This window comes from Pedobacter sp. GW822-FHT03F06, from assembly GCF_058801365.1.
On record NZ_JBXANE010000027.1, the window covers coordinates 1 to 1,309 of the forward strand.

1 protein-coding gene is annotated in these 1,309 nt (G+C 38.2%); it reads left to right on the plus strand.

Annotated elements, in window-relative coordinates; translation table 11 throughout:
• Positions 1-243: 243 nt before the first annotated feature.
• Positions 244-1,236 carry an IS110 family transposase gene (locus tag AC1RJ8_RS25095; protein WP_492956263.1) on the plus strand — a complete coding sequence of 331 codons (993 nt, stop codon included), beginning with the start codon at positions 244-246 and terminating at the stop codon, positions 1,234-1,236.
• Positions 1,237-1,309: the final 73 nt, after the last annotated feature.

The window sequence follows — 1,309 nt, forward strand, 5'->3', positions numbered from 1 at the left end:
CGTCATCTCCTTTGGTTTATCAAACTGATTTTTCTTCTTTCAAATAGTATTACAAGAAGAAAGCTTGGTAAGCGTTTAAATAAAAGGCAGGGTGAACTTCCGTCATCTCTAGTTCACAGAACTTATGGTCGTATTAGTCCCTGCCTTTTATTACTGTCCAAGGCCTAGCTAGAATACTTTCTTTGAACTATCAAAGGTGATCGGCAAAAGACAGTTTATTTAAATATACTAAAAGATAAACGTATGGGAAACTGGAATGTTATTTTAGGAGTAGATGTATCAAAACTTACACTAGATATCAGTTGTGCAGAACGCAGGCTGCATATTAAGATCGATAACCATAGTAAAGGATTTGCCATGTTTAAAAAGTGGTGCAAAACCAATTCAATTGAGCTTAAAGAAGTACTGGTTGTTATGGAATTTACAGGCGGCTATGAGTACCGTTTTATCCAGTTTCTGGAATCGCAATCAATAGCCTATACCAGGCTATCTGGCCTGCAGATCAAAAATTCAATGGGCATGGTACGCGGAAAAAACGACAAGGATGATTCTTTCCGCATAGGTCAGTATGGAGAGGATAAGATCAAGCGCCTGGAGGCATCCCGGCCATTGAACAACAATATTCTTATACTAAGGCAGCTGCTTTCCTTTCGGAAAAGACTGGTAAGGGAAAAGGCTGGCCTGGAAAGTACTTTAAAAGAAAGGATATACATGTTTTCAACCGGCAAGGATGATAGGATCAGCAAGATTATCCGCTCAAAGATAAAAGCAGACCAGAAGCATCAGTCCGAAATAGAGGCTGAGATTGCCTCTATTATCAAGCAGGATAGAGAGATGCTTAAAAATTATCGTATAATAAGTAGTATAAAGGGAATCGGCAAGGTAAATGCCTGGATGACGATCGCCTACACAGAAAATTTTGCATCTTTTCCAGACGCAAGGAAGTATGCAGTTTACGTGGGGGTAATACCTTTCGGAAATACATCTGGAACAACTATCAAGGGAAAGCCAAAAGTGAGTTATCTGGCACAAAAGGAACTAAAACAGGAACTCAATCAGGCCGCAAAGTCTGCTATGCAACATGATCCTGAAATATCAGCTTATGCAGAACGTAAACAAAAGACCAAAGGCTATAATCTTGTTTTAAACAATGTGAAGTTCAAACTGATTTTAAGGATGTTCTCACTTGTTAAGAGAGGAGAAATGTATGTTGAGAATTATAGGAGAGCGTCATAAAAGCTAAGAAAAACTCCAAAAAAAGAGTTTTTCTTAAAATAAATTTGCAATTGTGGTAAACCTAGAATACGAC